At 69.5% G+C, this 25,459-nt stretch carries 21 protein-coding genes; 6 read left to right on the top strand and 15 right to left on the bottom strand.

All coding sequences use genetic code 11. The features are described from left to right. Position 1 precedes the first annotated feature (1 nt). Positions 2-727 carry an amino acid ABC transporter ATP-binding protein gene (locus JWS13_RS26320; RefSeq protein ID WP_206008282.1) on the top strand — a complete coding sequence of 242 codons (726 nt, stop codon included), beginning with the start codon at positions 2-4 and terminating at the stop codon, positions 725-727. 70 nt (positions 728-797) lie between these two features. Here the strand turns inward: JWS13_RS26320 and JWS13_RS26315 are convergent, their stop codons facing one another. From JWS13_RS26315 to JWS13_RS26290, 6 genes are read right to left on the bottom strand one after another with little or no spacing between them, the layout of a single operon-like run. Continuing rightward, positions 798-4,190, bottom strand: a complete 3,393-nt coding sequence (locus tag JWS13_RS26315) for an NAD-glutamate dehydrogenase domain-containing protein (protein ID WP_206008281.1) — start codon at positions 4,188-4,190, stop codon at positions 798-800. A gap of 42 nt (positions 4,191-4,232) precedes the next feature. After that, entirely contained in the window at positions 4,233-5,096 is an 864-nt protein-coding gene (locus JWS13_RS26310; protein WP_206008280.1) for a 5-oxoprolinase subunit C family protein, read from the bottom strand. Then, positions 5,093-5,734, bottom strand: a complete 642-nt coding sequence (locus JWS13_RS26305; protein WP_206008279.1) for a 5-oxoprolinase subunit B family protein — start codon at positions 5,732-5,734, stop codon at positions 5,093-5,095. The genes JWS13_RS26310 and JWS13_RS26305 overlap by 4 nt, the downstream gene beginning before the upstream one ends. Beyond that, on the bottom strand, positions 5,731-6,486 hold the full coding sequence (locus JWS13_RS26300; protein ID WP_206008278.1) for a LamB/YcsF family protein: 756 nt from the start codon (positions 6,484-6,486) through the stop codon (positions 5,731-5,733). The genes JWS13_RS26305 and JWS13_RS26300 overlap by 4 nt, the downstream gene beginning before the upstream one ends. Continuing rightward, positions 6,476-7,264, bottom strand: coding sequence for a putative hydro-lyase (locus JWS13_RS26295; RefSeq protein ID WP_206008277.1), 789 nt, complete (start codon positions 7,262-7,264; stop codon positions 6,476-6,478). Before JWS13_RS26295 ends, JWS13_RS26300 begins: the two co-directional genes overlap by 11 nt. Further along, on the bottom strand, positions 7,257-8,591 hold the full coding sequence (locus tag JWS13_RS26290; RefSeq protein ID WP_225929040.1) for an MFS transporter: 1,335 nt from the start codon (positions 8,589-8,591) through the stop codon (positions 7,257-7,259). The genes JWS13_RS26295 and JWS13_RS26290 overlap by 8 nt, the downstream gene beginning before the upstream one ends. A gap of 103 nt (positions 8,592-8,694) precedes the next feature. Between JWS13_RS26290 and JWS13_RS26285 the strand changes: the two genes are divergently transcribed. After that, positions 8,695-9,408 carry a GntR family transcriptional regulator gene (locus tag JWS13_RS26285; RefSeq protein WP_206008276.1) on the top strand — a complete coding sequence of 238 codons (714 nt, stop codon included), beginning with the start codon at positions 8,695-8,697 and terminating at the stop codon, positions 9,406-9,408. A gap of 16 nt (positions 9,409-9,424) precedes the next feature. Here the strand turns inward: JWS13_RS26285 and JWS13_RS26280 are convergent, their stop codons facing one another. Further along, on the bottom strand, positions 9,425-10,120 hold the full coding sequence (locus tag JWS13_RS26280) for a FadR/GntR family transcriptional regulator (RefSeq protein WP_206008275.1): 696 nt from the start codon (positions 10,118-10,120) through the stop codon (positions 9,425-9,427). 79 nt (positions 10,121-10,199) lie between these two features. Between JWS13_RS26280 and JWS13_RS26275 the strand changes: the two genes are divergently transcribed. Genes JWS13_RS26275 through JWS13_RS26265 form a run of 3 tightly spaced genes read left to right on the top strand, consistent with a single transcriptional unit; the run spans position 10,200 to position 13,041 of the window. Continuing rightward, positions 10,200-10,955 carry a (Fe-S)-binding protein gene (locus tag JWS13_RS26275; protein WP_206008274.1) on the top strand — a complete coding sequence of 252 codons (756 nt, stop codon included), beginning with the start codon at positions 10,200-10,202 and terminating at the stop codon, positions 10,953-10,955. Continuing rightward, a complete protein-coding gene (locus JWS13_RS26270) occupies positions 10,952-12,433 on the top strand; it encodes a LutB/LldF family L-lactate oxidation iron-sulfur protein (protein WP_206008273.1) in 1,482 nt (493 codons plus the stop codon). Before JWS13_RS26275 ends, JWS13_RS26270 begins: the two co-directional genes overlap by 4 nt. Then, positions 12,430-13,041, top strand: a complete 612-nt coding sequence (locus JWS13_RS26265) for a LutC/YkgG family protein (RefSeq protein ID WP_206008272.1) — start codon at positions 12,430-12,432, stop codon at positions 13,039-13,041. The genes JWS13_RS26270 and JWS13_RS26265 overlap by 4 nt, the downstream gene beginning before the upstream one ends. Before the next feature lie 43 nt (positions 13,042-13,084). Here the strand turns inward: JWS13_RS26265 and JWS13_RS26260 are convergent, their stop codons facing one another. Further along, positions 13,085-13,321 carry a hypothetical protein gene (locus JWS13_RS26260; protein ID WP_241032306.1) on the bottom strand — a complete coding sequence of 79 codons (237 nt, stop codon included), beginning with the start codon at positions 13,319-13,321 and terminating at the stop codon, positions 13,085-13,087. 34 nt (positions 13,322-13,355) lie between these two features. Further along, positions 13,356-14,372 carry a PHP domain-containing protein gene (locus JWS13_RS26255; protein WP_206008271.1) on the bottom strand — a complete coding sequence of 339 codons (1,017 nt, stop codon included), beginning with the start codon at positions 14,370-14,372 and terminating at the stop codon, positions 13,356-13,358. A gap of 156 nt (positions 14,373-14,528) precedes the next feature. Between JWS13_RS26255 and JWS13_RS26250 the strand changes: the two genes are divergently transcribed. Then, positions 14,529-16,598, top strand: a complete 2,070-nt coding sequence (locus JWS13_RS26250) for a PhoX family protein (RefSeq protein ID WP_206008270.1) — start codon at positions 14,529-14,531, stop codon at positions 16,596-16,598. Positions 16,599-16,637: 39 nt separating this feature from the next. Here JWS13_RS26250 and JWS13_RS26245 read toward each other — a convergent pair whose 3' ends face one another. The 6 genes from JWS13_RS26245 to JWS13_RS26220 form a co-directional block, all read right to left on the bottom strand. Further along, the gene (locus JWS13_RS26245; protein ID WP_206008269.1) at positions 16,638-17,441 is read right to left on the bottom strand and encodes an NmrA family NAD(P)-binding protein; all 804 of its coding nucleotides are present in this window, start codon (positions 17,439-17,441) and stop codon (positions 16,638-16,640) included. A gap of 4 nt (positions 17,442-17,445) precedes the next feature. Continuing rightward, positions 17,446-19,395: a hydantoinase B/oxoprolinase family protein gene (locus JWS13_RS26240; RefSeq protein ID WP_206008268.1), complete on the bottom strand. Its 1,950-nt coding sequence runs from the start codon at positions 19,393-19,395 to the stop codon at positions 17,446-17,448. Further along, positions 19,392-21,494 carry a hydantoinase/oxoprolinase family protein gene (locus JWS13_RS26235; protein ID WP_206008267.1) on the bottom strand — a complete coding sequence of 701 codons (2,103 nt, stop codon included), beginning with the start codon at positions 21,492-21,494 and terminating at the stop codon, positions 19,392-19,394. Before JWS13_RS26235 ends, JWS13_RS26240 begins: the two co-directional genes overlap by 4 nt. A gap of 169 nt (positions 21,495-21,663) precedes the next feature. Next, positions 21,664-22,320 carry an SRPBCC family protein gene (locus tag JWS13_RS26230; protein WP_206008266.1) on the bottom strand — a complete coding sequence of 219 codons (657 nt, stop codon included), beginning with the start codon at positions 22,318-22,320 and terminating at the stop codon, positions 21,664-21,666. Then, positions 22,317-24,818 (bottom strand): aerobic carbon-monoxide dehydrogenase large subunit, encoded by a 2,502-nt coding sequence (gene cutA / locus JWS13_RS26225; RefSeq protein WP_206008265.1) that lies wholly within the window; start codon positions 24,816-24,818, stop codon positions 22,317-22,319. The genes JWS13_RS26230 and cutA overlap by 4 nt, the downstream gene beginning before the upstream one ends. Continuing rightward, positions 24,815-25,459, bottom strand: coding sequence for a (2Fe-2S)-binding protein (locus tag JWS13_RS26220; RefSeq protein ID WP_206008264.1), 645 nt, complete (start codon positions 25,457-25,459; stop codon positions 24,815-24,817). Before JWS13_RS26220 ends, cutA begins: the two co-directional genes overlap by 4 nt.

Raw genomic sequence — 25,459 nt, 5'->3', positions numbered from 1 at the left:
GATGGCCGTCTCTCTCACTGGAACCAACCTGCACCTCGCGTTCGGCGCCAACCAGGTGCTGCGCGGCGTCGACCTCCACGTCGACGCCGGCGACACCGTCACCGTCATCGGGCCGTCCGGCTCCGGCAAGTCCACCCTGCTGCGGGTCCTCAACCGGCTGCACGAACCCGACCAGGGCGACGTCCTCCTCGACGGCAAGTCCGTGCTGCAGGACAACCCCGACAAGCTGCGGCAGCGCATCGGCATGGTGTTCCAGCACTTCAACCTGTTCCCGCACAAGACCGTCGTCGACAACATCGCCCTCGGCCCCCGCAAGCTCAAGGGCATGTCGAAGGACGAGGCTCGGTCGGTGGCGCTCGAGCAACTCGAACTCGTCGGCCTCGCCAACAAGGCCGACTCACGCCCCGGCAACCTGTCCGGCGGGCAGCAGCAGCGCGTCGCGATCGCCCGCGCCCTCGCGATGAAACCCGAAGTGATGTTCTTCGACGAGGCCACGTCCGCACTCGACCCCGAACTGGTGAAAGGCGTGCTCGCCCTGATGGCCGACCTCGCCAAGGGTGGCATGACGATGGTCGTCGTCACCCACGAAATGGGCTTCGCCCGCGAGGTGTCCGACACCGTGCTGTTCATGGACCACGGCGCCGTCGTCGAAACCGGCACACCGGGCCAGCTGTTCGACAAGCCCGAAACCGAACGGCTGCAGCAGTTCCTGTCGCAGGTACTGTAGGCCGCTACGCGGCCCGTGCGTGGTTGACGAGTCCAGAGACTCCTTAAGCACGCACGGGCGGCGGAGCCGCCTACCGCGTCATCGCCCGGATCCGCCTGGCCGCGACGGAGATCAGCGCCAGCGTGGGTGCGGTGGCGACCTCCGACTCGATCTCGGTGAGCAGTGCCCGCGCGCGGGCGAGCCGGGCGGCGTTGTGCTGCTCCCACTGGTCGACCTTGTCGGCAGCGTCGTCGCCGGGTTCGCTGACGGACAGCGCGTCGAGGGTGATGGCGCGCAGCGAACTGTAGAGGTCGTCGCGCAGGGCGAGGCGGGCGAGGGCGTGCCACCGGTCCAGTCGCGGCAGCGCCGTGACGGCGGTCAGCGCGGTGTTGATGTGCAGGTGCGCCGACAGCGCGAAATACAGTTCGGCGACGTCCTCCGCGCGGTGCTGGGAGATCTCCGCGATGTCCACGATGTCGAGGAGGCAGTACGTGTGCAGGAGATCCGCGACGTCCGCGGCGATCCCGGCGTCCGCGCCCCGCGACGTCAGGGCCCCGGTTCGGCCCTCGACGGCGGTGATCTCGTCGCCCTGCAACCATTCCCGCACGCGGGGTCCGAGTTCGCGGACCACCGGCCGGTAGCGGGCGATGGTGGCCTCGAGCGGCAGCGGTTGCGGCCGGTGCGTGGTCAGCCACCGCGACGCCCGGTCTATCAGCCGCTGCGTCTGCACGGTCAGCGCGTTCGTCCCGGACGCCGGGGTGCTGGCGGCCGCCGCCCGGATCCGCTCGAAAGTCGCTCCGAGGTCGAAGATCTCGGTGACGGCGGTGAAGGCGTTCACCGCCTCCGCCGAGTCGGCGCCGGTCTCCTCCCGCAGCCGGAAGGCGAACGTCATCCCGGCGCGGTCGACCATGTCGTTGACGACGGACGTGGTGACGATCTCCCGGCGCAGCGGGTGCACGGCGACCGTGTGCGCGTACTCGCGGCCGAGCCGCGGCGGGAAGTAGTCGTGGAGCCGGCCGGCGTAGACCTTGTTGTCGGGGAGCGTGGTGCCCGACACCTCGCTCTTGATGAACCGCTTGACCTGCGCGGTGAGCTGCGCCAGTTCCGGGCTGGTCAGGCCCTTCTGCTCGCGTTCGAGGGCACCGAACTGAGCGGACGTCGGGAGCACGTCGATCGCACGGTCCACGTGGCCGCGCCGCTCCAGGTCGTCGACCATGCGGGAGTGGAAGCTGACGAGCGTCGCCGCCTGCGCCCGGTTGAGGCTCATCATCTCGTTCTGGCTGCGGTTGTCGGCGAGGACGAGCCGGCTGACGTCTTCGGTCATGTCGGACAGCAGTTCTCGACGGTCCTGCGCGGTGAGCGTGTTGTCGGCGGTGGCACCCGCGAGGGCGATCTTGATGTTGACCTCGTGATCGGAGCAGTCGACACCGGCGGAGTTGTCGAGTGCGTCGGTGTTGACGCGACCACCGTTGCGCGCGTGCTCGATCCGGCCGAGCTGGGTGAGGCCGAGGTTGCCGCCCTCGCCGACCACCCGGACGCGCAGCGCGGGCGCGTCGAGCCGGACGGCGTCGTTCGACTTGTCGCCGACGTCCGCGTGGCTCTCCGACGTGGCCTTGACGTACGTGCCGACGCCGCCGTTCCACAGCAGGTCCGCGGGCGCTGCGAGGACGGCGCGGACGAGTTCGACGGTGGTGAGCGCCCGATCCGTGTCGATTCCCAGCGCGCGCCGCGCCTGCGGTGTGAGCCGAACCGACTTCGCCGCACGGTCGACGATCATCGCGCCCTCGCTGAGGACCGCCCGGTCGTAGTCCTTCCAACTGGACCTGCCGAGGCCGAACAGGCGCGCCCGCTCGTCCCAGGACGTCTGCGGGTCGGGATCGGGGTCGATGAAGACGTGACGGTGGTCGAACGCCGCGACGAGGCGGATGTGCGGGCTGAGCAGCATCCCGTTGCCGAACACGTCGCCGCTCATGTCGCCGATGCCGACGACGGTGAAGTCGTCGGTGCGGGTGTCGACGCCCATCTCACGGAAGTGCTGCACGACACTCTCCCACGCGCCGCGGGCGGTGATGCCCATCGCCTTGTGGTCGTAGCCGACGGACCCGCCGGACGCGAATCCGTCGCCCAGCCAGTACCCGCGTTCGAGCGCCACGGCGTTGGCGACGTCCGAGAACGCCGCGGTGCCCTTGTCCGCGGCGACCACGAGGTAGGTGTCGTCGCCGTCGCGGCGGACGATGCCGTCCGGCGCGATGACGTGCCGGGTCGCGATGTCGAGGTTGTCCGTCATGTCGAGGAGGCTCGAGATGAATTCGCGGTAGCAGGAGATCCCGGCCGCCAGCATCGCCTCCCGGTCGGCGGCGGCGTCGCCGGTCGGCGCGGGCGGGTTCTTGACGACGAAGCCGCCCTTCGCCCCGGCGGGGACGATGACGGCGTTCTTGACCGCCTGCGCCTTCACGAGTCCGAGGATCTCGGTGCGGAAGTCGTCGCGCCGATCGGACCACCGGAGGCCGCCGCGGGCGACATCGTCGAACCGCAGGTGCACGCCCTCCATCTGCGGCGAGTACACGTAGGCCTCGTATTTCGGCCGGGGCAGCGGCAATTCGTCGATCGACGAGGAATCGAACTTGAACGCGAGGGCGCGCCCGGGCCGGGGGTCGCCGGCGTAGTAGGTCGTGCGGGTGGTGGCGCGGATCAGCGACAGCAGGGCCCGCAGGATCCGGTCGGCGTCGATTCCGGCGACGGCGTCGATCGCGGCCGAGATGCGGTCTTCGAGCGCGTCCTCCGCGGCGGCGTCCCGTGCGAGGGCCGGGTCGAGCCGGAGTGCGTGCAACTCGACGAGCAGTTGGGTGATGCCGGTGTTGCCCAGCAGGACTCGTTCGACGTTGCTGCGGCTGTACGGGAGCCCGGCCTGGCGCAGGTACGCGGCGTACGCCCGCAGGACGGTCACCTGACGCCAGCCGAGCCCGGCGTGCAGGACGAGCGCGTTGAACCCGTCGACCTCGGTCTCACCCGTCCACGCCGCGCGGAACGCGTCCGCGATCCGGCCGTCCCGCGTCGTCCCGTGGCCGTCCGTGACGGCAGGCAGGTCGACGGTCAGGTCGTAGATCCAGGCACGACTGCCGTCCGGCCGGGTCAGCGCGGCCGGGCGTTCGTCGAGGGCGTTGACGCCCAGGCTGGACAGGATCGGCAGAACCTCGTTGAGCGGTGCGGGTTTCCCGACGGCGTAGATCTTGAGGTTCTCGTACGGCGCGGACGCCTCGGTGGTGGTGAACGTCAGCGCCACGCTGTCGACGTCGAGTCGTTCCACCTCGGCGACGTCGCGGATCGCCTGTGCCGGATCGGTTTCGGTGGCATAGCTGATCGGCAGCGCGGACGCGTAGTGGCGCGCGACCGCGGTGCCCTGACGGTGCGGTTCCGCGAGCAGCGTGTTGCGCCACGACTCGTGGGACCAGGGTGTGTCGAGTTCCGTGCCGATGCTGTTCATGGCGATGGGGTGATCTCCTGTAGTGGGATCGGCGCGAGCCGATCACGCAGTGGTGAAGCGAATCAGTTGGCCTGGGCGGGCTTGGGCGATCCGGTCGATGTCCTCGTCCGCGACGACGCCGATGACGGGGTAACCGCCGGAGATGGGATGGTCCGCGAGGAACACGACGGGCTGCCCGCTCGGCGGAACCTGGATGGACCCGAGAGCGACGCCCTCGGTGGGGAGTTCGGCCTCGGAGGTTCGTTGCAGGGCAGGTGCGCCGGCGTGCCGGTTCAGGCGGGCGCCGATGCGGTCGGTGTCCGGGGAAACCGCCCACGCACCGGTGGTCAGCGCGTCCGGGTTGGTGAACCAGTCGTCGCGGGGGCCGCCGATGACCCGCACCGACAGCGGTCCCGGGTCCATCGCGGGGACAGGTGCGACGTCGACGTTGGGGAAGTTCCTCGTCCACGTGCCGACGGGCAGGACGTCGTTGGGCTTCAACGCTTCCGGTCCGATCCCGGAGAGCGTGTCGGTGCTGCGGGAGCCGAGCACGTCCGGAACCGCGAGGCCGCCGCGGACACCCACGTAGCTGCGCAGCCCGACCTGCGCGTACTGCAACCGCAGCGTCTGCCCCGGCTCCATCACGATGACGCTCGCGTGGCCCATCGGGATGCCGTCGAGCAGCGCCGTGGCGGGCGCACCGGTGACGGCAACGGTCGTCACCGTGCGCGCACGCAGCGCGAGCCCGCCCATCAGCACCTCGATGCACGCGCCGTTCTCGTCGTTGCCGACCAGTCGATTCGCCAGCCGCGCGGACCCGCGGTCGGCGGCGCCGGACACGCCGACACCCGAACTCAGGTAGCCGGGGCGGCCGAGGTCCTGGATCAGGCTGAGCGGACCCGTTTCGAGTACTTCGAGTTCACTCACAGTGTTTCCTCGTCGACGAATCGGACGCGACGTCCCGGCTGCAGCAGCGCCGGGGGTTCCGCGTCGAGGTTCCACATCGGGGAATCCGTGGTTCCGATGATCTGCCATCCGCCGGGTGAGGACCGCGGATACACGGCGCCGTAGCCGCCGGCGAGGGCCACGGACCCGGCGGGCACCACGGTGCGGGACTGCGCGCGCCGGGGCACGGTGAGCCGGTCGTCGCCGCAACTCAGGTAGGCGAAACCCGGTGCGAATCCAATGAATACACAGCGCCAGGTGGCCGCGGTGTGGGCGGCGATCACGTCGTCGCGGCTCATCCGCAGAAGGCCGGCGACGTCGGCGAGATCGGCGCCGTCGTAGCGGACCGGGATGGTGACCGGTTCCGATTCGGGGACGCCGGTGTGGTCGTGCGCCTCGAGGTCGACGGTCATCGTCCGCAGCGCGCGGCGCACCTCGTCGAGGTCGGTCCGCGGTGTGGTGGTGACGAGCACCGTGCGCGCCGCGGGCAGCACGTCCTCCATGCCGGGAACCGGTGTCCGGCGCAGGCGTTCGGTCAGCGACACGACCAGGGGTTCCGAGTCGAGTTCGACGAGCAGGGCCCGATCGCCCGCCGGGAGGATCCGGGTGGGGGTGGTCATGTGAAGGATCCGAGCGTGACGTCGGCACTCTCCAGCGCGTGACGGACCCGGCGCGCGGTGTGCACGGACCCGGGCGTGTCGCCGTGGACGCAGATGCTGCGCACCGCCACCGCGACGTCGTCCCCGTCGATCGACTGCACCGTTCCGGTCGACACCATCCGCACGGCCTGGGCGGCGGCGACGTCGGGGTCGTCGATGACGGCGCCGGACACCGAGCGCGGGGTCAGCGTGCCCGCGGCGGTGTAGCGGCGGTCGGCGAACCCTTCTGCGACGAACTCGATGCCGTGCGCCTCCGCGGCCCGCTGCAACTGCGATCCGGGTGGTCCCATCAGCGTGAGCGGCTCGGTGAACTCGTCGATGGCCGACGCGACCGCATCGGCCCGCTCGAAGTCGAGTGCCGCGGAATTGTAGAGCGCACCATGCGGTTTGACGTACGTCACCGAGGATCCGGCGGCGCGGGCGAACCCGGCGAGCGCGCCGATCTGGTACAGCGTCTCGTCGCGCAGATCCGCGGGCGACACGGCGAGTTCCCGCCGGCCGAATCCGGCCAGATCCCGGAACCCCACGTGTGCACCGATCGCGACGCCCCGCTCGGCCGCCCGCTCGCAGGCCTTGCGGATGATCATCGGATCGCCCGCGTGAAACCCGCACGCGACGTTCGCGCTGGTGACGATGTCGAGGAGGGCCTCGTCGTCGGCCAGCGTCCACTGCCCGAAGCCCTCGCCGAGGTCGCAGTTGAGATCAACGCGCATCGGGGACCTCCAGGACGTACTCGCTGTCCGGGGTGTCGGTGATCAGCATGTACCCGGGTGCGTGAGTGATCGCGAACGGCAACTTGGACGCCATCACCGCCGCCTGCGGGGTGACCCCGCACGCCCAGAACATCGGGACGTCGCCGGGCTGGAAGGTCACCGGATCGCCGAAGTCGGGGGCCGCGAGGTCGGCGATGCCGAGTTCCGCGGGATCACCGATGTGCACGGGTCCGCCGTGGACTGCGGGCATCCGCGCCGAGATCGCCGCCGCGAGGGCCACCTGGTGTTCGGGGACGGGTCGCATCGACACCACCATCGGCCCGATGACCCGGCCGGCGGGCCTGCACTCGCGGTCGGTCACGTACATCGGGACGTTGCTGCCCTGCTCGACGTGCCGGAGCGGCACCCCGGCCGCGGCCACCGGGTGCTCGAACGTGAAACTGCACCCGATGTGGAACGCCACGAGGTCGTCGCGCCACAGCGAGGACACGTCCGTGGTCTCGTCAGCGAGTTCGCCGTCCTTCCACACCCGGTACAGCGGCAGGTCCGTGGTGATGTCGGCGCCGGGGGCGAGCATCGTCGTCCGGGAGCCGGCGTCGCCGACGTCGAGGACGGGGCACGGCTTGGGGTTCCGCTGGGTGAACAGCAGCACGTCGTACGCCCAGTCCTGCGGGACGGCGATGAGATTCGTCTGCGCGAATCCGGGCGCCAGACCGGCGGTCGGGGTGACGCGTCCCGAGCGGAACGCGGAGCGGAGGTCGGTCGGCGAGTCAGGCAAGTTCGCTCCCGCGGGTCTCGGGGAGGAAGAACAGGGCGAACACGGCGATGGCGTACCCGAGCGCGCCGAAGATCATCGCGCCGCCGATGCCCAGGTGGGTGGCGGCCAGGAATCCGACGACGGCGGGGAACACGGCGCCGACCGCGCGCCCGAAGTTGTACGTGAAGCCCTGGCCGGTGCCGCGGGACTGCGTCGGGTACAGCTCGGACAGGAACGATCCGAATCCGCTGAAGATCGCCGACGTGCAGAAGCCGAGCGGGAAGCCCAGGATCAGGATCAGCGTGTTCGCGCCCTCCGGCACCTGGGTGTAGCCGACCATGAAGATCGCCGACAGGAACGCGAACAACTGCATGGTCCGCTTGCGGCCCAGCTTGTCGGTGAGGATGCCGCCGCTGACATAGCCGAGGAATGCGCCGGAGATGAGGATCGCCAGGTAGCCGCCGGTGCCGACGACGTCGAGTCCGCGCGAAGTCTTGAGGAACGTCGGCAGCCAGGACGCGAGCGTGTAGTAGCCGCCCTGCACACCGGTGGCGAGCAGCGACGCGAGCACGGTGGTGCGGAGCAGCTTGCCGCGGAAGATGGCGGCGAACGAGCCCGTCTGCTTGCCCGCGGACTCGCGGCGCTCCGTGACGACCTCGGGGTCCTTCAGATTCCGGCGAACCCAGATGATGAGGAAGGCGGGCAGCACACCGGTGAAGAACAGCACGCGCCACGCGACGTCGGGGTCGAACAGCTGGAAGACGACGGTGTAGACGATCACGGCCAGCGCCCAGCCGACGGCCCACGCGCTCTGCACGAAGGCGACCGCCCGGCCGCGGTACTCGGCGCGGGCGTACTCGGCGACGAGGATCGCGCCTGCCGCCCACTCACCGCCGAAGCCGAGGCCCTGGAAGGCGCGGAAGATCAGCAGCGTCTCGAAGTTCTGCGCGAAACCGCACAGCACCGTGAAAATCGTGTACGTCGCGACGGTGACCTGCAGGGTGCGGACCCGGCCGATCTTGTCGACGAGGATGCCGGCGAGGGCGCCGCCGAGCGCGGACACCACCAGCGTCACCGTCGTCAGCAGGCCTGCCTGACCGGTGGTGAGGCCGAAGTAGGCGGCGATGGCCGCGAGGCCGAGCGGGAGGACCTGGAAGTCGTAGGAGTCGAGACCGTATCCGCCGAACGCGCCGATGAAGGCTCTTTTTCCCTTCGGCCCGAGGGTGCGGAACCAGTCGAAGGGGCGCGCCTGCGCGACCTCGGTCTGTGTATCTGTGGTCATGGCACCTCGCCTGAAGAAGGGATGTAACTGCTCGAAGAATCCGATGTAACTCCCATCACGGTACAAATCGTTCAACGATCCTGCAATACCTCGAGGGGATTGTTATCCTGGAAGAAATCGCGGAACCGAGCTGACAACTATGATTGCGGTCGAGATCGAAACCTGAGGAGTGGACTTGACCAGCTCGAATGCCCTTCGCGGCGATGCGCATTCCCGCCTGGCCGCTCACCGCGGCCTGCTCGAACGCACCAGCAGGACTACCCGGGTCGCCGGCATTCTGCGGGACGCCATCATCGACGGAACGTTCCAACCAGGGGCGCGACTGTCCGAACCCGACATCTGCGCCGCCCTCGACGTCTCCCGCAACACCGTCCGCGAGGCCTTCCAGATCCTCATCGAAGACCGCCTCGTCGCGCACGAACTCAACCGCGGCGTCTTCGTCCGCGTGCCCACCGCCGAGGACATCACCGAGCTCTACATCTGCCGGCGCGTCGTCGAATGCGCCGGCGTCAACGGATTCGACCCCGAGACCGGCGACCTGTCCGGCGTCGCCGAGGCCCTCAACCTGGCCGACGAGCGGTTCGCCGTCGAGGACTGGACCGGCGTCGGCACCGCCGACATCTACTTCCACATCGCCCTCGCCAGCCTCAACAAGAGCAACCGCATCGACGAACTCATGCGCAGCGTGTGGAACGAGGCGCGGCTCGTCTTCCACGTCATGGACGACGCCCACCGCTTCCACGGGCCGTACCTCACCCGTAACCACGAGATCTACGACGCTCTCGTCGCCGGCAACACCGAAGCCGCAGGTCAGCTACTCAAGACGTACCTCGAAGACGCCGAGGCGCAGATCCTGGGGGCGTACCGCCCCGTGAGCGGTTGACGAGTCCAGGGACTCCTTACCCACGCACGGGCGCGAAGCGCCCGTAGAACCCCTCGATGTGCTCGCGCACCAGACCGGCGGCCTCGACGCCGCGTCCGGCGCGGAGGGCGGCGACGATACCGCGGTGCTCGCAGCGGAGGTGGGTCGCGACCGCGGGCCAGTCGTCGAGCAGCGGAACCGCCTGGATGACGTAGCCGTGGATGGAGTCGCGGAGCGAGACCATCATCGCCTCGACGAGGACGTTTCCGGCGAGTCCGGCCATCGCGACGTGCAGGTCGGCGTCGAGGCGGTGGAACGCCTCCGGGGAGAGGTCTTCGTCGTCCATCGCGTCGAGCAGCGCGTCGATGGCCGAGAAGTCCAGGTCACCGGACTGCCCGGCGGCCTCCTGCACCGCCCACGACTCGAGCAGCGTGCGTGTCTGGACGACGTCGCGGATCGGCAGGGTGCGCGTCGCCATGTGCAGTCGCAGGGCCGCGCCGATCGACGCGGCCGGGTCGGCGGCGACGATCGCGCCCGCGTCCGGCCCGGAGCCGACGGCGGTGCGGACGATGCCCATCGCCTCGAGCACCCGCATGGCCTCGCGGACGGACGAGCGTCCGACGCCCAGTTCCTCGGCCAGTGCGCGCTCGGCGGGCAGACGACCGCCGACGGTGAGTTTGCCGGCCGCCAGATCCTGCTCGATGCGGTGCAGGACGACCTCGTGTGTGCGCACGACCGAAGTTTACCTGGTGTGGTCTGACCACAGTGCGCTACTGTGGTCAGACCACAGCCCAGCCCGGTTGGAGTACCCGATGAGAATCGCCCTGTTCGCCACCTGCCTGGCGGATGCCCTGTTCCCCGAATCCGCCACCGCCACCGTCCGCCTCCTCGAGCGGCTCGGCCACGAGGTCGTGTTCCCGCCGAAGCAGACGTGCTGCGGGCAGATGCACGTCAACACCGGCTACCAGGCCGAGGCGCTGCCGCTCGTCCGTCACCACGTGGAGGCGTTCGAGAGCGGACCGTCGTGGGACGTCGCGGTGGCCCCGTCCGGTTCGTGCGTCGGATCCGTCCGGCACCAGCACGCGATGGTCGCCCGCCGGTACGGGGACGAATCGCTCGCGACCCGCGCCGAGGACGTCGCGTCCCGGACGTACGAACTGTCGGAACTGCTCGTCGACGTCCTCGGTGTCACCGAGGTCGGCGCCTACTACCCGCACCGGGTCACGTACCACCCGACGTGCCACTCGCTGCGGATGCTGCGCGTCGCCGACAAACCGCTGCAACTGCTGCGCGCGGTGCGGGGGATGACCCTGATCGAGCTGCCCGCGGCCGAATCCTGTTGCGGCTTCGGCGGAACGTTCGCGCTGAAGAACTCCGAGACGTCGACCGCGATGCTCGCCGACAAGATGGGCAACGTCCTGAGCACCGGCGCCGAGGTGTGCAGCGCGGGCGACTCGTCCTGCCTGATGCACATCGGCGGCGGGCTGTCCCGGCTGCGCAGCGGCGTCCGCACCGTCCACCTCGCCGAGATCCTGGCGAGCACCGAGAAGATCGGGAGCAACGCATGACCACTTTCCTCGGCTCACCCACCTTCCACCCGGGCACCGGAAACATCCGGGGCACAGAATCTTTCCCTGACGCGGCCCGGAAGGCGCTCACCGACACCCAGCTGCGCGCCAACCTCGGCGCCGCCACCACCACCATCCGCAACAAGCGGATCGCCGCGGTCGCCGAGGTCGACGACTGGGAGGAACTGCGACGGGCCGGCAGCGCCCTGAAGGCGGACGTGATGGCCCGGCTCCCCGAACTGCTCGTGCAGTTCGAGGAGAACGTCACCGCCCGCGGCGGCACCGTCCACTGGGCACGCGACGCGGACGAGGCGAACCGGATCATCACCGACCTCGTCCGGGCCACCGGCTCCGACGAGGTGGTGAAGGTCAAGTCGATGGCCACGCAGGAGACGGGCCTCAACGAGCATCTCGAGGAGAACGGGATCGCGGCGATCGAAACCGACCTCGCCGAACTCATCGTCCAACTCGGCGAGGACAAACCGAGCCACATCCTGGTGCCCGCCATCCACCGCAACCGCGCCGAAATCCGGGAGATCTTCCTGAACGCGATGCCGGGCGTCGACAAGGACATCACCGACGACCCCCGGGCGCTGGCGATGGCCGCGCGGGCACACCTGCGTCGAAAGTTCCTGTCCGCCAAGGTCGCGATCAGCGGTGCGAACTTCGGGGTCGCGGAGACCGGAACCCTCGCGGTGGTGGAATCGGAGGGCAACGGACGGATGTGCCTCACCCTCCCCGACACGCTCATCACCCTCATGGGCATCGAGAAACTGGTCCCCACGTTCACCGACCTCGAGGTGTTCATGCAACTGCTGCCGCGGTCGTCCACCGCCGAGCGGATGAACCCGTACACCTCCATGTGGACCGGGGTGCACCCCGGCGACGGTCCGCAGAACTTCCACGTCGTCCTCCTCGACAACGGTCGCACCAACGTCCTCGCGGACGAGACCGGGCGGTCCGCGCTGCACTGCATCCGCTGCAGCGCCTGCCTGAACGTGTGCCCCGTGTACGAGCGGGCGGGCGGGCACGCGTACGGGTCGGTCTACCCCGGGCCGATCGGCGCGATCCTCAGCCCGCAACTCACCGGGACCACCGGCCACGACGACCCGAACGCGTCACTGCCCTACGCGTCCACCCTGTGCGGCGCCTGCTTCGACGCCTGCCCCGTGCGCATCGACATCCCCAGCATTCTCGTGCACCTGCGCGCGGAACAGGTCGACTCCGAACGGCACGGACTGCCGGGCGGCCAGGACCTCGCGATGAAGGCCGCCGGCTTCGTGATGGGGTCGGAGAAACGGTTCGCCGCCGCCGAGACGGCGGCCAAGGTCGGCCGGGTGCTGGGCGGCCGGTCCGGACGCATCACGTCGCTGCCGTACCCGGCGTCGAAATGGACCGCGAGCCGCGACCTGCCCGCCCCGCCGAAGGAGACGTTCCGACAATGGTGGGCCCGCACTCACGAGGACACGACACGATGACCGCACGCGCAGAGATACTGTCCCGGATCCGGTCAGCAATCGCCGACGCGCCGGCCCCCGAACCCGTTCCCCGCGACTACCACCGCGAGCCGGCGTCCGGCCCCGGCGACGTCGAGTTGTTCGCGCACACCGTCGACGACTACCGCGCACAGGTCCACCGCGCCGACGAGACCACCGTCGTCGAGATCGTCACCGGACTGATCGCGGAGGGGAAGCGGGCCGTCGTCCCACCGGACCTTCCGCAGTCGTGGCGACCGCGCGGTGACGTCGTCGTCGACCGCGCACCCGCCGAACTGTCGACGCTCGAACTCGACGCCATCGACGTGGTCGTCACCGGCTGCACCCTCGGGATCGCCGCCACCGGGACCATCGTGCTCGACGGCGGCGCAGGTCAGGGCCGGCGGGCGCTGACCCTGGTCCCGGACCATCACATCTGCATCGTGCGCACCGACCAGATCGTCGACACCGTGCCGCAGGCCTTCCAGACGCTCGACCCGACCGCACCGCTGACGTTCATCAGCGGTCCCAGCGCCACCAGCGACATCGAACTCAACCGCGTCGAAGGCGTGCACGGTCCCCGGACGCTGGACGTCGTGATCGTGCGCTGACGCGCCCGTGCGTGGCGGGCGAGTCCAGAGACTCGTTAACCACTCACGGGGCGCGGAGCGCCAGATCGCCGGTGCCGAGGCTCTCCCCGAAGTAGAGCAGCCGCTCCGGCGGCACGCGACGCTCGTCGACGAGGTGCCGGCGGCCGGCCCGGACGTCGAGTGCCAGCCCCAGCGTGACGTCCTCCGCCCCGGCGATAACCCTGCCGGCGGGCGGCACCGGAGTGGTGTCGGGGAAGTAGATCAGTTTTCGCTGCAGCACCCACGCGGCAGCGATCAGCACGCGACCACCGCGGCCGCGATCAGTACGACACGAATCATTGCCGAATCGGCGCGCCGGTCCACTCCAGCAACTCGGCCACGGGCAGGGTGTTGATCACATCCGACGGCTCGACTCCGCGTTCGGCGGCGCGCTCGCACGCGTAGCCCTGCCAGGCGAGGTGCCCGGTGGTGTGCGCGTCGGTGTCGATGGAGAACTTGCAGCCGCTGTTCAGTGCGAGGTCGATCAGCCGTCCCGGCGGGTCGCGGCGCTCGGGACGGGAGTTGATCTCCACCGCGGTGCCGTACTCGCGGCACGCGTCGAACACGCGTTCCGCGTCGAATTTCGATTCGGGCCGCGGTCCCCGGATCCCCTCGACGAGCCGGCCGGTGCAGTGCCCGAGCACGTCGACGTGCGGAGACTTGACGGCCTGCAGCATCCGCTTGGTCGTCGTCGCCCGATCGGTGTCCAGGTGCGAGTGCACGCTCGCGACCACGATGTCCAGGTCGGCGAGCAGGTCGTCGTCCTGGTCGAGGGAGCCGTCGTCGAGGATGTCGACCTCGATGCCGGTGAGCACCCGGAACGGCGCCAGCTCGACGTTCAGTTCGGCGACCACGTTCAACTGGACGAGCAGTTGCTCCGAAGACAGCCCGTTCGCGACCGTCAGCCGCGGCGAGTGGTCGGTGATCGCGCAGTAGTCGTGCCCCAGCGCGGCCGCGCGCCGCATCATCTCCCGGAGCTGGCACCGGCCGTCCGACCAATCCGAATGGGTGTGCAGGTCGCCGCGGAGGGCCTCGAGCAGTTCCGTTCCGCCCAGCCCGATCGGTTCCGCCGAACCGCGCAGATATGTCAGGTACAGCGGCACCGCATCGGCGCACTCACGGATGATCGCGGCCGCCTCGGAGCCGATGTCGGGCAGGTATACCCAGCCGTTCGCCGCCAGGGCTTCCCGCTCCTCGGCGGTCGAGGACTCGAGCACATCGGCCGCCCGGCGGAAGGCGCCGATCCTGGGTCCCTCGTCGCGCGAACGCTCGAGCCAGAACGCAATTTCCCGCAGCGCATCGACGGCGTCCATCTATCCATCGTGCACGCCGTCCGGGCTGCTGGCTAGACGTAAATCACTCCAGACTTAGGGTCGCCTCGTTGTCCGCGCGTTCACACCCACGTTCCCTTTCCCTCGCTTACGACTTCTACGGTGCCGGAGTTGTCCGCATTCGAATCGGGAGCCACGGTGAGTTTGAAACCCCTCGCACTGTTCGTCAACCATGACGGCGCGTCCTCACGCGCCTCCGTCACCTGCCAGTACAAGTGCGGCAACGCGTGCTCCCACGACGTGCCCAACACCTCGCACGGCGAATACTTCCGCGACATCGCCCGCGCCGCCCTGTCGCGGCGCGGGATGCTGCGCGGGACGGGGATGGCCGTCCTCGCCGTCGGCGCGGGCAGTGCGCTGGTGGCCTGCTCCGACGACTCCGGCAGCGGAAGCGTCTCCGGCACGGGCGGTTCGGACGGTGGCACCCCGGCCGGAACGAGCTTCGACGCCGTCGCCCCCAACACCGAGGACGCCGTCGTCGTCCCCGAAGGGTACGAGCAGGCCGTCGTGATCCGCTGGGGCGACCCGGTGCTGCCCGGGGCCCCCGCGTTCGACTTCGACAACCAGACCGCCCAGGCGCAGGCGCAGCAGTTCGGGTTCAACAACGACTTCGCCGGACTGCTGCCGGTCGAGGGGCAGCCGAACACCTTCCTGCTGGTGGTCAACCACGAGTACACCACCGAACCGTTCATGTTCAAGGGATACGACGCCGAGAACCCGTCGCCGGAGCAGTTCCAGACGGCGCTCGCCGCCCACGGACTGTCCGTGGTGCAGGTGAAGGGTGAATCCAGCTCGGGCGCGCTCACTCCCGACTTCGGGCCGTACAACCGGCGCATCACGGCGACGACGGAATTCGTCGTCACCGGTCCCGCCGCGGGCAGCGAGTTCCTGAAGACGTCCGCGGACCCGACGGGCACGAAGGTGCTCGGCACGCTCAACAACTGTTCCGGTGGCGTCACCCCGTGGGGCACGGTGCTGTCGGGGGAGGAGAACTTCAACCAGTACTTCGCGAACGCCGAACTGGTCACCGACCCCGCCGTCGCCACGCGGCTGAAGCGGTACGGCGTGGAAGGTGCTGCCTCCGAGCGCAAGTGGGAGCGTTTCGACAAGCGTTTCGACCTCGCCCAGGAGCCGAACGAGGTCAACCGCTTCGGCTGGGTCGTCGAGGTCGACCCGTGGGACGCGACGTCCGCGCCCGTCAAGCACACGGCGCTGGGCCGGTTCAAGCACGAGGCCGCCACCATCCACGTCACCGACGACGGCACGGTCGTGGCGTACAGCGGCGACGACGAACGCTTCGACTACATGTACAAGTTCGTCTCCAGCCGGAAGATGATGGACGGCAACAGCCAGGCCGCCGTCCGCAACAACATGACGCTGCTCGACGCGGGCACGCTGTACGTCGCGAAGTTCGCCGGCAACTCCGCGGACCAGATCGACGGGTCGGGGGCGCTACCGTCGAGCGGCACGTTCGACGGCACCGGGGAGTGGATCCCGCTGCTGCGCACCGGCGAGGACGGCCGCGGCGAGTCGCTCGTCGACGGCATGAGCGCCGAGGAGGTGGCGGTGTTCACCCGGCAGGCCGGCGACAAGGTCGGTGCCACCAAGATGGACCGCCCCGAGGACTTCGAGCCCAGCCCGACCACCGGCAAGGTGTACGTGGCGCTGACCAACAACACCAAGCGCGGCGTCGACGGCGCGGCGGCGGCCGACGAGGCCAACCCGCGGAACAACAACAAGAACGGCCAGGTCCTCGAACTCACCGACGACCACGCCGGCACCGAGTTCACCTGGAACCTGCTGCTCGTGTGCGGCGACCCGACGGCGGCCGACACCTACTTCGGCGGGTTCGACAAGGCGAGCGTCAGCCCGATCTCCTGCCCCGACAACCTGGCGTTCGACCCGCACGGCAACCTGTGGATCTCCACCGACGGCAACGCGCTGAAGTCGAACGACGGCCTGTTCAGCGTCGTCCTCGACGGCGCGAACCGCGGGGAGACCAAGCAGTTCCTCTCCGTGCCCAAGGGCGCCGAGACGTGCGGTCCGATCGTCAGCGAGGAGCGGGTCACGGTGTGCGTGCAGCACCCGGGTGAACTGGACGGCGCGAGCGCCGACAACCCGGCGTCGCACTGGCCCGACGGCGGCGACACGCAGCCACGTCCCGCCGTCGTCGCGGTCTGGAAGTCGGGCGGCCGGATCGGCGTCTGACAGGTGAGCGGCAAAGTGTGCCCCGGCACGCTTTGCCGCTCACCTGGGTGGACGGCCGAGCAGCGACTCGAACACGGCGTGGCCCGCGGTGAACCCGTGCCGGTCGTAGAACTCGAACATCGCGGACAACCGGGCACGACCGTCGTCGGACAGCGACTGCCCGTGCCGCGACATCCACTCGTCGACGGACACCTGCTTCACCGACACCGGACCGTTCGCCCGGTCGCAGAGGTCCCGCACGCTGAGGGCCTGCGGGCCGCCGAGCTCGTAGGTGGCGCCGTGGTGGACGTCCGCGCCGTCGACGAGGACGCGGGCCGCCACCTCCGCGACGTCGGTGAGGCGCACGAACGAGAACCGGGCGTCGGGGCTGTACGGCACGTCGACCGCGGTGGCCGTGCCGTCGAGGACCGCGGCGAAGTTCTCCGCGTAGGCGCACGGCTGCAGGACGGTCCACCGGAGCCCGCCGAACGTCCTCAGTTCGTCCTCGCACCGCGCCTTGTCGACGTGGTGCGGCATCGCCGGGGTGTACGGCCACGCGACCGAGTGGTAGACGAAATGCTCGACGCCGGCGTCGGCGGCGGCCGAGAGAGCCCGGCGCACGAGGGCCGGCTCGTCGGGATGCACATTCGGGGCGATGAAGTACACGCCCCGGCACCCCGACAGCGCGCCGGCCAGTCCCGCCCCGGTCTCGAGGTCGACGGCGTGATCGCCGGAACGCCGGGCGGTGTGCACCACCCGGCGTACGTCGGCGAGTCCGTCGAGCGCCGCCACGACGGCGGCTCCGGTCTTCCCTGCGGCGCCGACGACGGCGATGCCGGCGCCGCGGGAGACTGACTCGGTCATCGGATCACCGGTCGATGAAGTCGAACTCGGCGAACTTCGCACCGCCGGAGAGGCGTTCGTAGCCGGGACCGCGGTCGAAGAACGGCTCGTCCAGGCCGCGGCTGTCGCGCATCTGCTCGCGCAGCGCCTCGGTGGCGTCGGCGTCCACGACCGGCTCCCCGTCCGACGACGTCAGCACCACACCGTAGTCGGCGCGGGCACCCTCGGCGGACACCTTGCCCCACAGCACGTCCCGGACGACTTCCTCGATCGGACGATCGAGGGGGTCGCCCCAGCCGCCGCCACCGGTGGTGCGGATCCGCACCACCTCGCCGGCCTTGATCGGTTCGGCGTCGGTCAGCGCGTCGAACTCGCGCTCGTTCGGGCCGCCCGGGTCGAGGACCACGGAGAAGGGCCGTCCGGCCTTGCCGCCCTTGACTCCCCAGCAGGAGAGGATCGAGCGGTCGGCGATGGACATGAAGTTCGCGTCCTTGAGCATCCGGATGTGCTTCTCGTAGCCCAGGCCGCCCCGGTAGCGTCCGGCGCCGCCGGAGTCCTTCGCCAGGCCCAGCTTCTCGACGATGAACGGGAACCGGCTCTCGGTGAACTCGGTCGGCAGGTTCCGCGAGTCGGGAACGACGTGGATGGTGTCCTCACCGTCCGCGTAGTGCCTGCCGCCGGACCCGCCGCCGAGCACCTCCCGCATCAGGTACGAATGCCCGTCGAAGTCCTCGCCGTACACCCCGGTGTACCGGATGGTCTCCTGGTCGGCGGGCATGTTGCCGTCGACGGCCTTCGCGACGACGCCGGCGAGCACGCCGAGCAGCCGCAGGATCACGAACGTGCGGGCGTTGGTGGGCGCCGGGAAGATCGGCGTGATCAGGGTGCCCTTCTCCGGGAACTTCATCTCGATCAACGGCACGACGCCCTCGTTGACGTCGAGTTCCGCCATCCGCTCGGGACTGTCCGCGAGGTTCCGCAGAATCGGCGCGAGCCACTTGATGAGGAAGTTGCCGTCGGCGTAGTCACCGCAGTGGTTGATCGGACCCTTCGCCTGCGGGCCGGTGCCGTTGAAGTCGAGGATGAGGCGTTCGCCGCCCTCGTCCTCCGGGCCGGTCTTGGTCAGCGTGATCCGCTGCCGGTGCAGCATGGGCTCGTCGACGCCGTCGTGTTCGGCGTAGTCCTCCCACGTGTACTCGCCCTTCGGGATCTTGCTGAGGATCTCCCGCCGGTACGTCTCGGTGGTCGCGTCCATCATCGCGTCGAAGCACGCCTCGACGGTGTCGCAGCCGTACCGCTCGAACAGTTCGGTGAGACGCCGGGCGCCCATCAGGCAGGCCGAGCATTCGGCGTCGAGGTCGGCGGCCAGCGCGTCGGGCATCCGCGAGTTGCGGGTCATGATGCGCAGCGCGGCCTCGTTGGGCACACCCTGATCCCACAGCTTGATCGGCGGGACCATCAGGCCCTCCTCGTACACGGTGGTCGCGCCGGACGGCATCGATCCCGGGCAGCAGCCGCCGATGTCGTCGTGGTGGCCGAACGCCTGCACGAACGCGACGACGGACGGTTCCGTGTCGCCCGGCCGCGTCGCGAACACCGGGACGGTGACGCAGAGGTCGGGGAGGTGGCCGATGCCGCCTTCGGACAGGTAGACGTCGTTGTGGAAGTAGACGTCGCCGGGCTTCATGGTGTCGAGCGGGAAGTCCCGCGCCACCGGATGCACCAGCGCCGAATACGAACGGCCCGTGAGCTTCCGGAGGTTGCGGTCGTGGATGCCGGCGCGGAAGTCGTGCGCGTCGCGGATCATCGGGGAGCGCGAGGTCCGCGAGATGGACGTCTCGACCTCCATCTCGACGCTGGCGAGGTAGCCGGCGACGATCTCCACGAGCACCGGGTCGGGTGTCGTTCCGTCGACCGGTGTCAGCCGGTAGGGCTTGACCGCCTGCACTGCAACGGGTTCGGTGGTGACGGTCATCGGTTCGCTCCGTTCGAGTCGGCGATCTTGGTGATGCGGATGTTTCCGAAGGTGTCGATCCGCGCCCGGAAACCGGGGTGCACGGGGATGGTGGAGCTGAATTCCTCGATCACCGCGGGGCCCTCGAGCACGTCGCCGGCGCCGAGCCGGGCCCGGTCGTAGACCTGGGTGGTGACCCATTCGTCGAAGTACGCCGGGCGGGTGCCGGTCACGGCGGACTCCGCTCCCGTGCCCGCCGCGATCTCGTTCAGCGTCGGGCGCTTGATCGGGCCGATACCGCTGACCCGCAGGTTCACCCACTCCACGTGCTGATGCGGGTCGCCGCGGAAGTCGTACCCGTACAGCTCCTTGTGCGCCTGGTGGAACCGTTCCGCGGCCTCGTCCATCAGCTCCGGGGTGACGGGACCGTCGCCGACGGGCACGCGCACCTCGAACGCCTGACCGAGGTAGCGGAGGTCGGCCGACCGCGCGTACTTGCGCTCCGACTCCCCGAAGCCCTCGTCGGCGAGGGCGATTTCCGCCTCGGCGGCGAGCGCGTCCAGCCCCGACTGCAGTTCGGCGATCTCCAGCCGGTCGTGCCGGCAGACGTGGGTCTGCACGTAGTCGTTGCGGACGTCGACGGTGAGCAGTCCGAACGCGGACACGTTGCCCGGGTTCAGCGGGACGAGGACGTCCTTCAGTCCGAGGATGTCGACGAGCCGGCAGGCGAGCAGCGACCCGGAGCCGCCGAACGTGACCAGGGTGAAGTCGCGGACGTCGAGGCCGCGCTTGACCGTGATCTGCCGCAGCGCGTTGGCCTGGTTCCACGCCGACACCTCGAGGATGCCGGTGGCGCAGGCCTCGAAGTCGAGCTTCAGCTGGTGCGCGAGCTGCTCGACGCCCTTGCGGGCCAGTTCGGTGTCGAGGGGGATCTCGCCGCCGAGCAGGTGGGGTGGGATGCGGCCGAGCAGCACGTGGGCGTCGGTGATGGTCGGCTCGCTGCCGCCCTTGCCGTAGCAGAGCGGGCCGGGGTCGGCGCCCGCCGACTGCGGTCCGACGCGCAGCGTGCCCTCGGGGGTCTGCCAGGCGATGGAGCCGCCGCCTGCGCCGACGGTGACGACGTCGATCATCGGGATCTTCGACGGGTACGCCCCCACCCGGCCCTCGGTGGTGAGCGCGGGCTCGCCGCGGACCACGACGGTGACGTCGGTCGACGTTCCGCCGCCGTCGCACGTGAGGACCTGTTCGACGCCCGCGACACTCGCGATGAGCGCGGCACCGAGCGCGCCTGCCGCCGGGCCGGACAGCACCGTGGTGATGGGCTGGTGCACGACCTCCTTCGCGGAGAGCACGCCGCCGTTGGACTTCATCACGTAGAACGGGATGTCGCGGGCCTCGCCCTCGTCGGAGGAGAATTCGCGCAGCCGGTTCGCGATGTTGTTCACGTAGTTGCGGATGTTCGGCTTCACGGCCGCGTCGACGAGCGTGGTGATGGACCGCTCGTATTCGCGGTACTCGCGCAGCACCTGGCTGGAGATGCTCACCGTCGCCTCGGGGTATTCCTCGAGCAGAATATCCCGGACGCGGCGCTCGTGGCCCGGGTTGGCGTAGGAGTGCATGAGGCACACGCCGATGGTGCGGATGCCGCGGTCGGCGAAGAAGCGGGCGGCCGTGCGGACGTCGTCCTCGACGAGGGGGCGGATCTCGCTGCCGTCGAACGCGAGCCGGCCGCCGATGGTGCGGACGCGGTCGGCGGGGACGATGCGGTCGGGCTTGACCCAGAAGTAGGAGTTGCCGTAGCCGTCGGGGACGGACTGCCGGGCGATCTCGAGGACGTGCTCGTACCCCTCGGTGGTGATGAACCCGAGGTTCTCGACCTTGCCTTCGAGGAGTTTGTTGGTGGCGACGGTGGTGCCGTGGCTGACGGCGCCGATCGCGTCGCCGGTCTCGCCGAGCTTGGCGAGCACCTTCTCGATTCCGGTGAGGAATCCCTGCGCCGGGTCGGCGGGCGTCGAGGGGGTCTTGGTGGTGACGACGGCTCCGGACTCCTCGTCCACAGCCACGACGTCGGTGAATGTTCCGCCGGTGTCGATACCGACCCGAATCTTCCTGGATTCCACGATTCCTCCTGGGCTCGTCTCTGTAAGGCAATTGCACCGTTTCCGCCGCCCGGTTTCTTTGTCACATATCGCCGAACTCGGCGGTCTCCGTTCGGCGCTGCCCGCCCCGGACAGACGACAGCACCCCGAACCGGGCGGTTCGGGGTGCCGTGTCGAGGGTGTGCGCGGGTTACTTCGAGCAGGTGCCCCGCACGAGGATGCCGCCGACGAGAACACCGGCGAGGGCGATGCCGGCGCCCAGCGCTGCCGACGCGAGAACGGTTGCCGTGGACGCCGCCTCGGGTGCCCGCAGCCGGGCCGCGGCCGCCGCGGGAACCGGGGCAGCGTGCGGGACGCCGGCGACCGCCGGGGCCTCACCCGCCGCCGCGGCGACCTCGGCCGGTGGGATGCCGTTCGCGATGACGCCGTCGATGCCCTTGAAGAACACCCCGGCCATCTTCTTCGCGACCCCGGTGATCATCCGCTGCCCGACGCCGCCGACCATGCCGCCGACGACGGCGTCCGCGTCGTAGCTGAGCAGGGTGCCGCCGTCGCGTTCCTCGAGCCGCACCGTCACGTCGGCCTTGACGGTGCCGGGTGCGCCCGCCCCGGACGCCGTCATCACGAACGACTGCGGCCGATTCTGCTGCGACAGAATCACTTCGCCGTCATAGGTGCCCTTGATGGACGCGACGCCGGCCGTGATGGACAGCTTGTAATGGTTGTCGCTGACCTGCTCGAGCGACTGCACCCCGGGAATGGTGGCCGCGAGGACCTTTCCGTCCTGCAGGTTGTCGTACACGGCCTCCGGCGGTGCGGTCAGTAGGGCGGTGCCTGCGATTCTCATTCGTTCTCCTTGCTCTGTGACGACGCGTGCGCGAGGCGAAGCTCGAACAACTCCGAAGGGGATATCGGCATGGATGTGATCGGGATGCCTTCCGCGTCCTCGATCGCGGCGGCGATGACGGCGGACGTCGGAATCACGCCCGCCTCACCCGCACCCTTCATGCCGAGGGGATTGAGACCGGACGGGGTGACGGTGTGGTCCATCTCGAGCGAGTCGGGCATCTCGGTGACGAACGGCATCAGGAAGTCCATGTACGACGCGTTCAGCATCTGGCCGTGCTCGTCGTAGACGATCTTCTCGTACAGCGCGCCGCCGACCCCCTGCGCGACCGCGCCCATGACCTGGCCCTCGACGATCCGCGGGTTGATGACGTTGCCGCAGTCGTGGATGACGGCGTACCGCCGCACGTGGATCTCCGCCGTCACCGGATCGGTTTCGACGATCGCCGCGTGCACGCCCGACGCGAACGTCGACGTCGGCGGCGAGTAGTAACCGGTGGCCTCGAGTCCGGGCTGTTCGCCTTCCCGGACCGGCGGAATCGTCATGTCCGTGTCGGCTTTCGCGAATCCGGTGGCCTGCCGCGACGCGTCGTCGAACGCGTAGCGCAGCGGGTTCGACAGCACGGCGACCACACCCAGCGAGATGGACGTGCCCTCGGCGCCGGGCAGCGTGCCGATCTTGCACACGTGCCCACCGCGAAGTTCCAGTTCGGCGGGGTCGAGGTTCAGCGCGTCCCCGGCGATCTTGCGGGCCTTCTCCGCGACCATCTGCGCGGCCACGTGGAACGCGGAACCGGACATCACGGCGCCGCGGGACGCGAACGTGCCGACGGCATAACCGAATCGGCGGGTGTCGCCGGTGACGATCTCGACGTCGGTGACCGGCACGCCGAGGTCGTCCGCGACGATCTGCGCGAACGCCGTCTGGTGACCCTGCCCCTGGGTGGTCAGACCCGTTGCGGCCTTCACCTTCCCGGACGTTTCGACGAGGACGTGGGCGCCCTCGTACGGGCCCGGCCCGGTTCCCTCCACGTAGGCGCCGATCCCGATGCCCACGGCCCGGCCCTCGGCCTTCGCCTGCTTCTTGTACTCGGCGAACCCGTCCCAGTCGATGAGCTTCTTGAGTTTGTCGATCCCGGCCTGGTAGTTGCCGGTGTCGTAAATCAGCGGGCGGCCGTCCTGGAACGTGAGGTGGAAGTCGTACGGCATCTCCTCGGGCCGGATGAAGTTGTGCTCGCGGACCTCGATGACGTCCTTGCCGAGATATTTCGCGATCGCGTCCATCGCCCGTTCCATCGCGAACACGGCCTGCGGGCGGCCGGCGCCGCGGTAGGGCGTCACGATGACGGTGTTCGTGTACAGCGAATACGCGTCCACCCGGAACGATTTCGGCTTGTACGGCCCGAGGACCTGCGTCGACGTGTTCAGCATGACGATGATGCCGTACGGCAGGTAGGCGCCGTTGTCGTGCCAGAAGGTGAAGTCGAACGCGAGGAGGGTGCCGTCGTCGTCGAATCCGACCGTCACTTCCTGGATCTGGCCGCGTTCGTGCGCGCTGGACACGAAGTGCTCACGCCGGTCCTCGACCCATTTGACCTCGCTGGAGATGCCGGCCGTCCCGAGCCGGCGCGCGGCCCAGGTGACCATGACCTCCTCCGGCCACGGGTGGACGATCTTCACCCCGAACCCGCCGCCGACGTCCGGGGCGATGCAGTGGACCTTGTTGTGCGCCATGTTCAGTCGTGCCGCGATCGCCGCCCGCGCCGACGTCGATGTCTGCGTCGATGTCCAGAACGTGAGCGCCTGCTCGTCGGTGTCCCAGCGGGCGTAGACGCCCTTGCCCTCCATCGGCATCGACGCCGACCGTTCGATCTCGAGGTTCAGGGTGAGCCGGTGCGGCGCCTTCGCAAGTTCCGCGTCCACGTCACCGAATCCGTGCTGCAGGTGCGCCGCGACGTTGTCGGGGACGTCCGCGTGCACGGCGGCGGCCGCCTGCCGGGCCACGTCGATCCCGACGACCGGTTGGAGCATCTCGTACGTGACGTCGATCTTGGCGCACGCGTCCTCGGCGACGTACCGGTTGTCGGCGACGACCATCGCGATCGCCTCGCCGACGTGGTTGACCTCGTCCTTGGCGAGCGGATACCCGTTGCGCGGCGCGGTGATCGCCGGATGCGGGATGAGGAGGGGCAGGTTCTCGGCCATCTCCGGCGAGTCGTCGACGAGGTCGTCGTACGTGTAGATCGCGTGCACGCCGGGCAGATCCAGGGCGGCGTCGATGTCGATCCCGGTGATCCGGGCGTGCGCGTGCGGCGATCGAACAAATGCGGCGATGAGCGCGTTGTGGCCCAGGTCGTCCAGGTAGCGGCCGTTGCCGGACAGCAGCCGGGCGTCCTCGGTGCGGGGAATCGGTTTGCCGAACAGCTTCTCGGATTCGGCGGTGTCCCGGCCGGTGTCCTTCGTGCCCGCCGGCGCGGTGCGGGGTTTCGTGACGCTCATGCTCGCCCTGCCCTTCCCCCGACGGGGTTGGTGGTGCCGCGGACCTTCGGATCGAGTGAGGCGCGTGCCGACTCGTCGTCCTTGCCGAGCGGGAATTCGCCCGAACGCTCCCGCTTGATCTCTGCGGCGCGCAACACGGCCGCCCGGATGTTCTGGTAGCCGGTGCACCGGCAGAGGTTGCCGGCGATCGCGTCGGTGGCCTCCTCGCGAGTGGGCGAGTCGTTCTCCTCGAGGAACGCCGCGATGGTCGTGACGAATCCGGGAGTGCAGAACCCGCACTGCAGGCCGTGACAGTCGACGAACGCCTGCTGCACCGGATGCAGCGTGCCGTCGGGTTCGACGAGACCCTCGACCGTGGTGATCTCCCGGCCCTCGAGGCTCGCCGCGAGCACCAGGCACGACCGCACCGGTTTGCCGTCGAGCAGCACGGTGCACGCGCCGCACACCCCGTGCTCGCAGCCCACGTGCGTCCCCGTCTGCCGCAGATGATGCCGGATCGCGTCGGACGCCAGCGTGCGCGACGGCAGCACCACCGTCTGTGTCACCGCGTTGAGCGTGAACGTCACCGCGACGTGCTGTTCACCGGTATCTTCCTGCAGTTCGGCGAGTTGCTCGTCGATGCTGCGCTGCGCCTTTGTCAT

Source organism: Rhodococcus pseudokoreensis (genome assembly GCF_017068395.1).
Classification (GTDB): Bacteria; Actinomycetota; Actinomycetes; order Mycobacteriales; family Mycobacteriaceae; genus Rhodococcus_F; species Rhodococcus_F pseudokoreensis.
The sequence above is the reverse complement of the archived record's forward strand: the minus strand, read 5'-3'. Positions and strand labels throughout refer to the sequence as shown.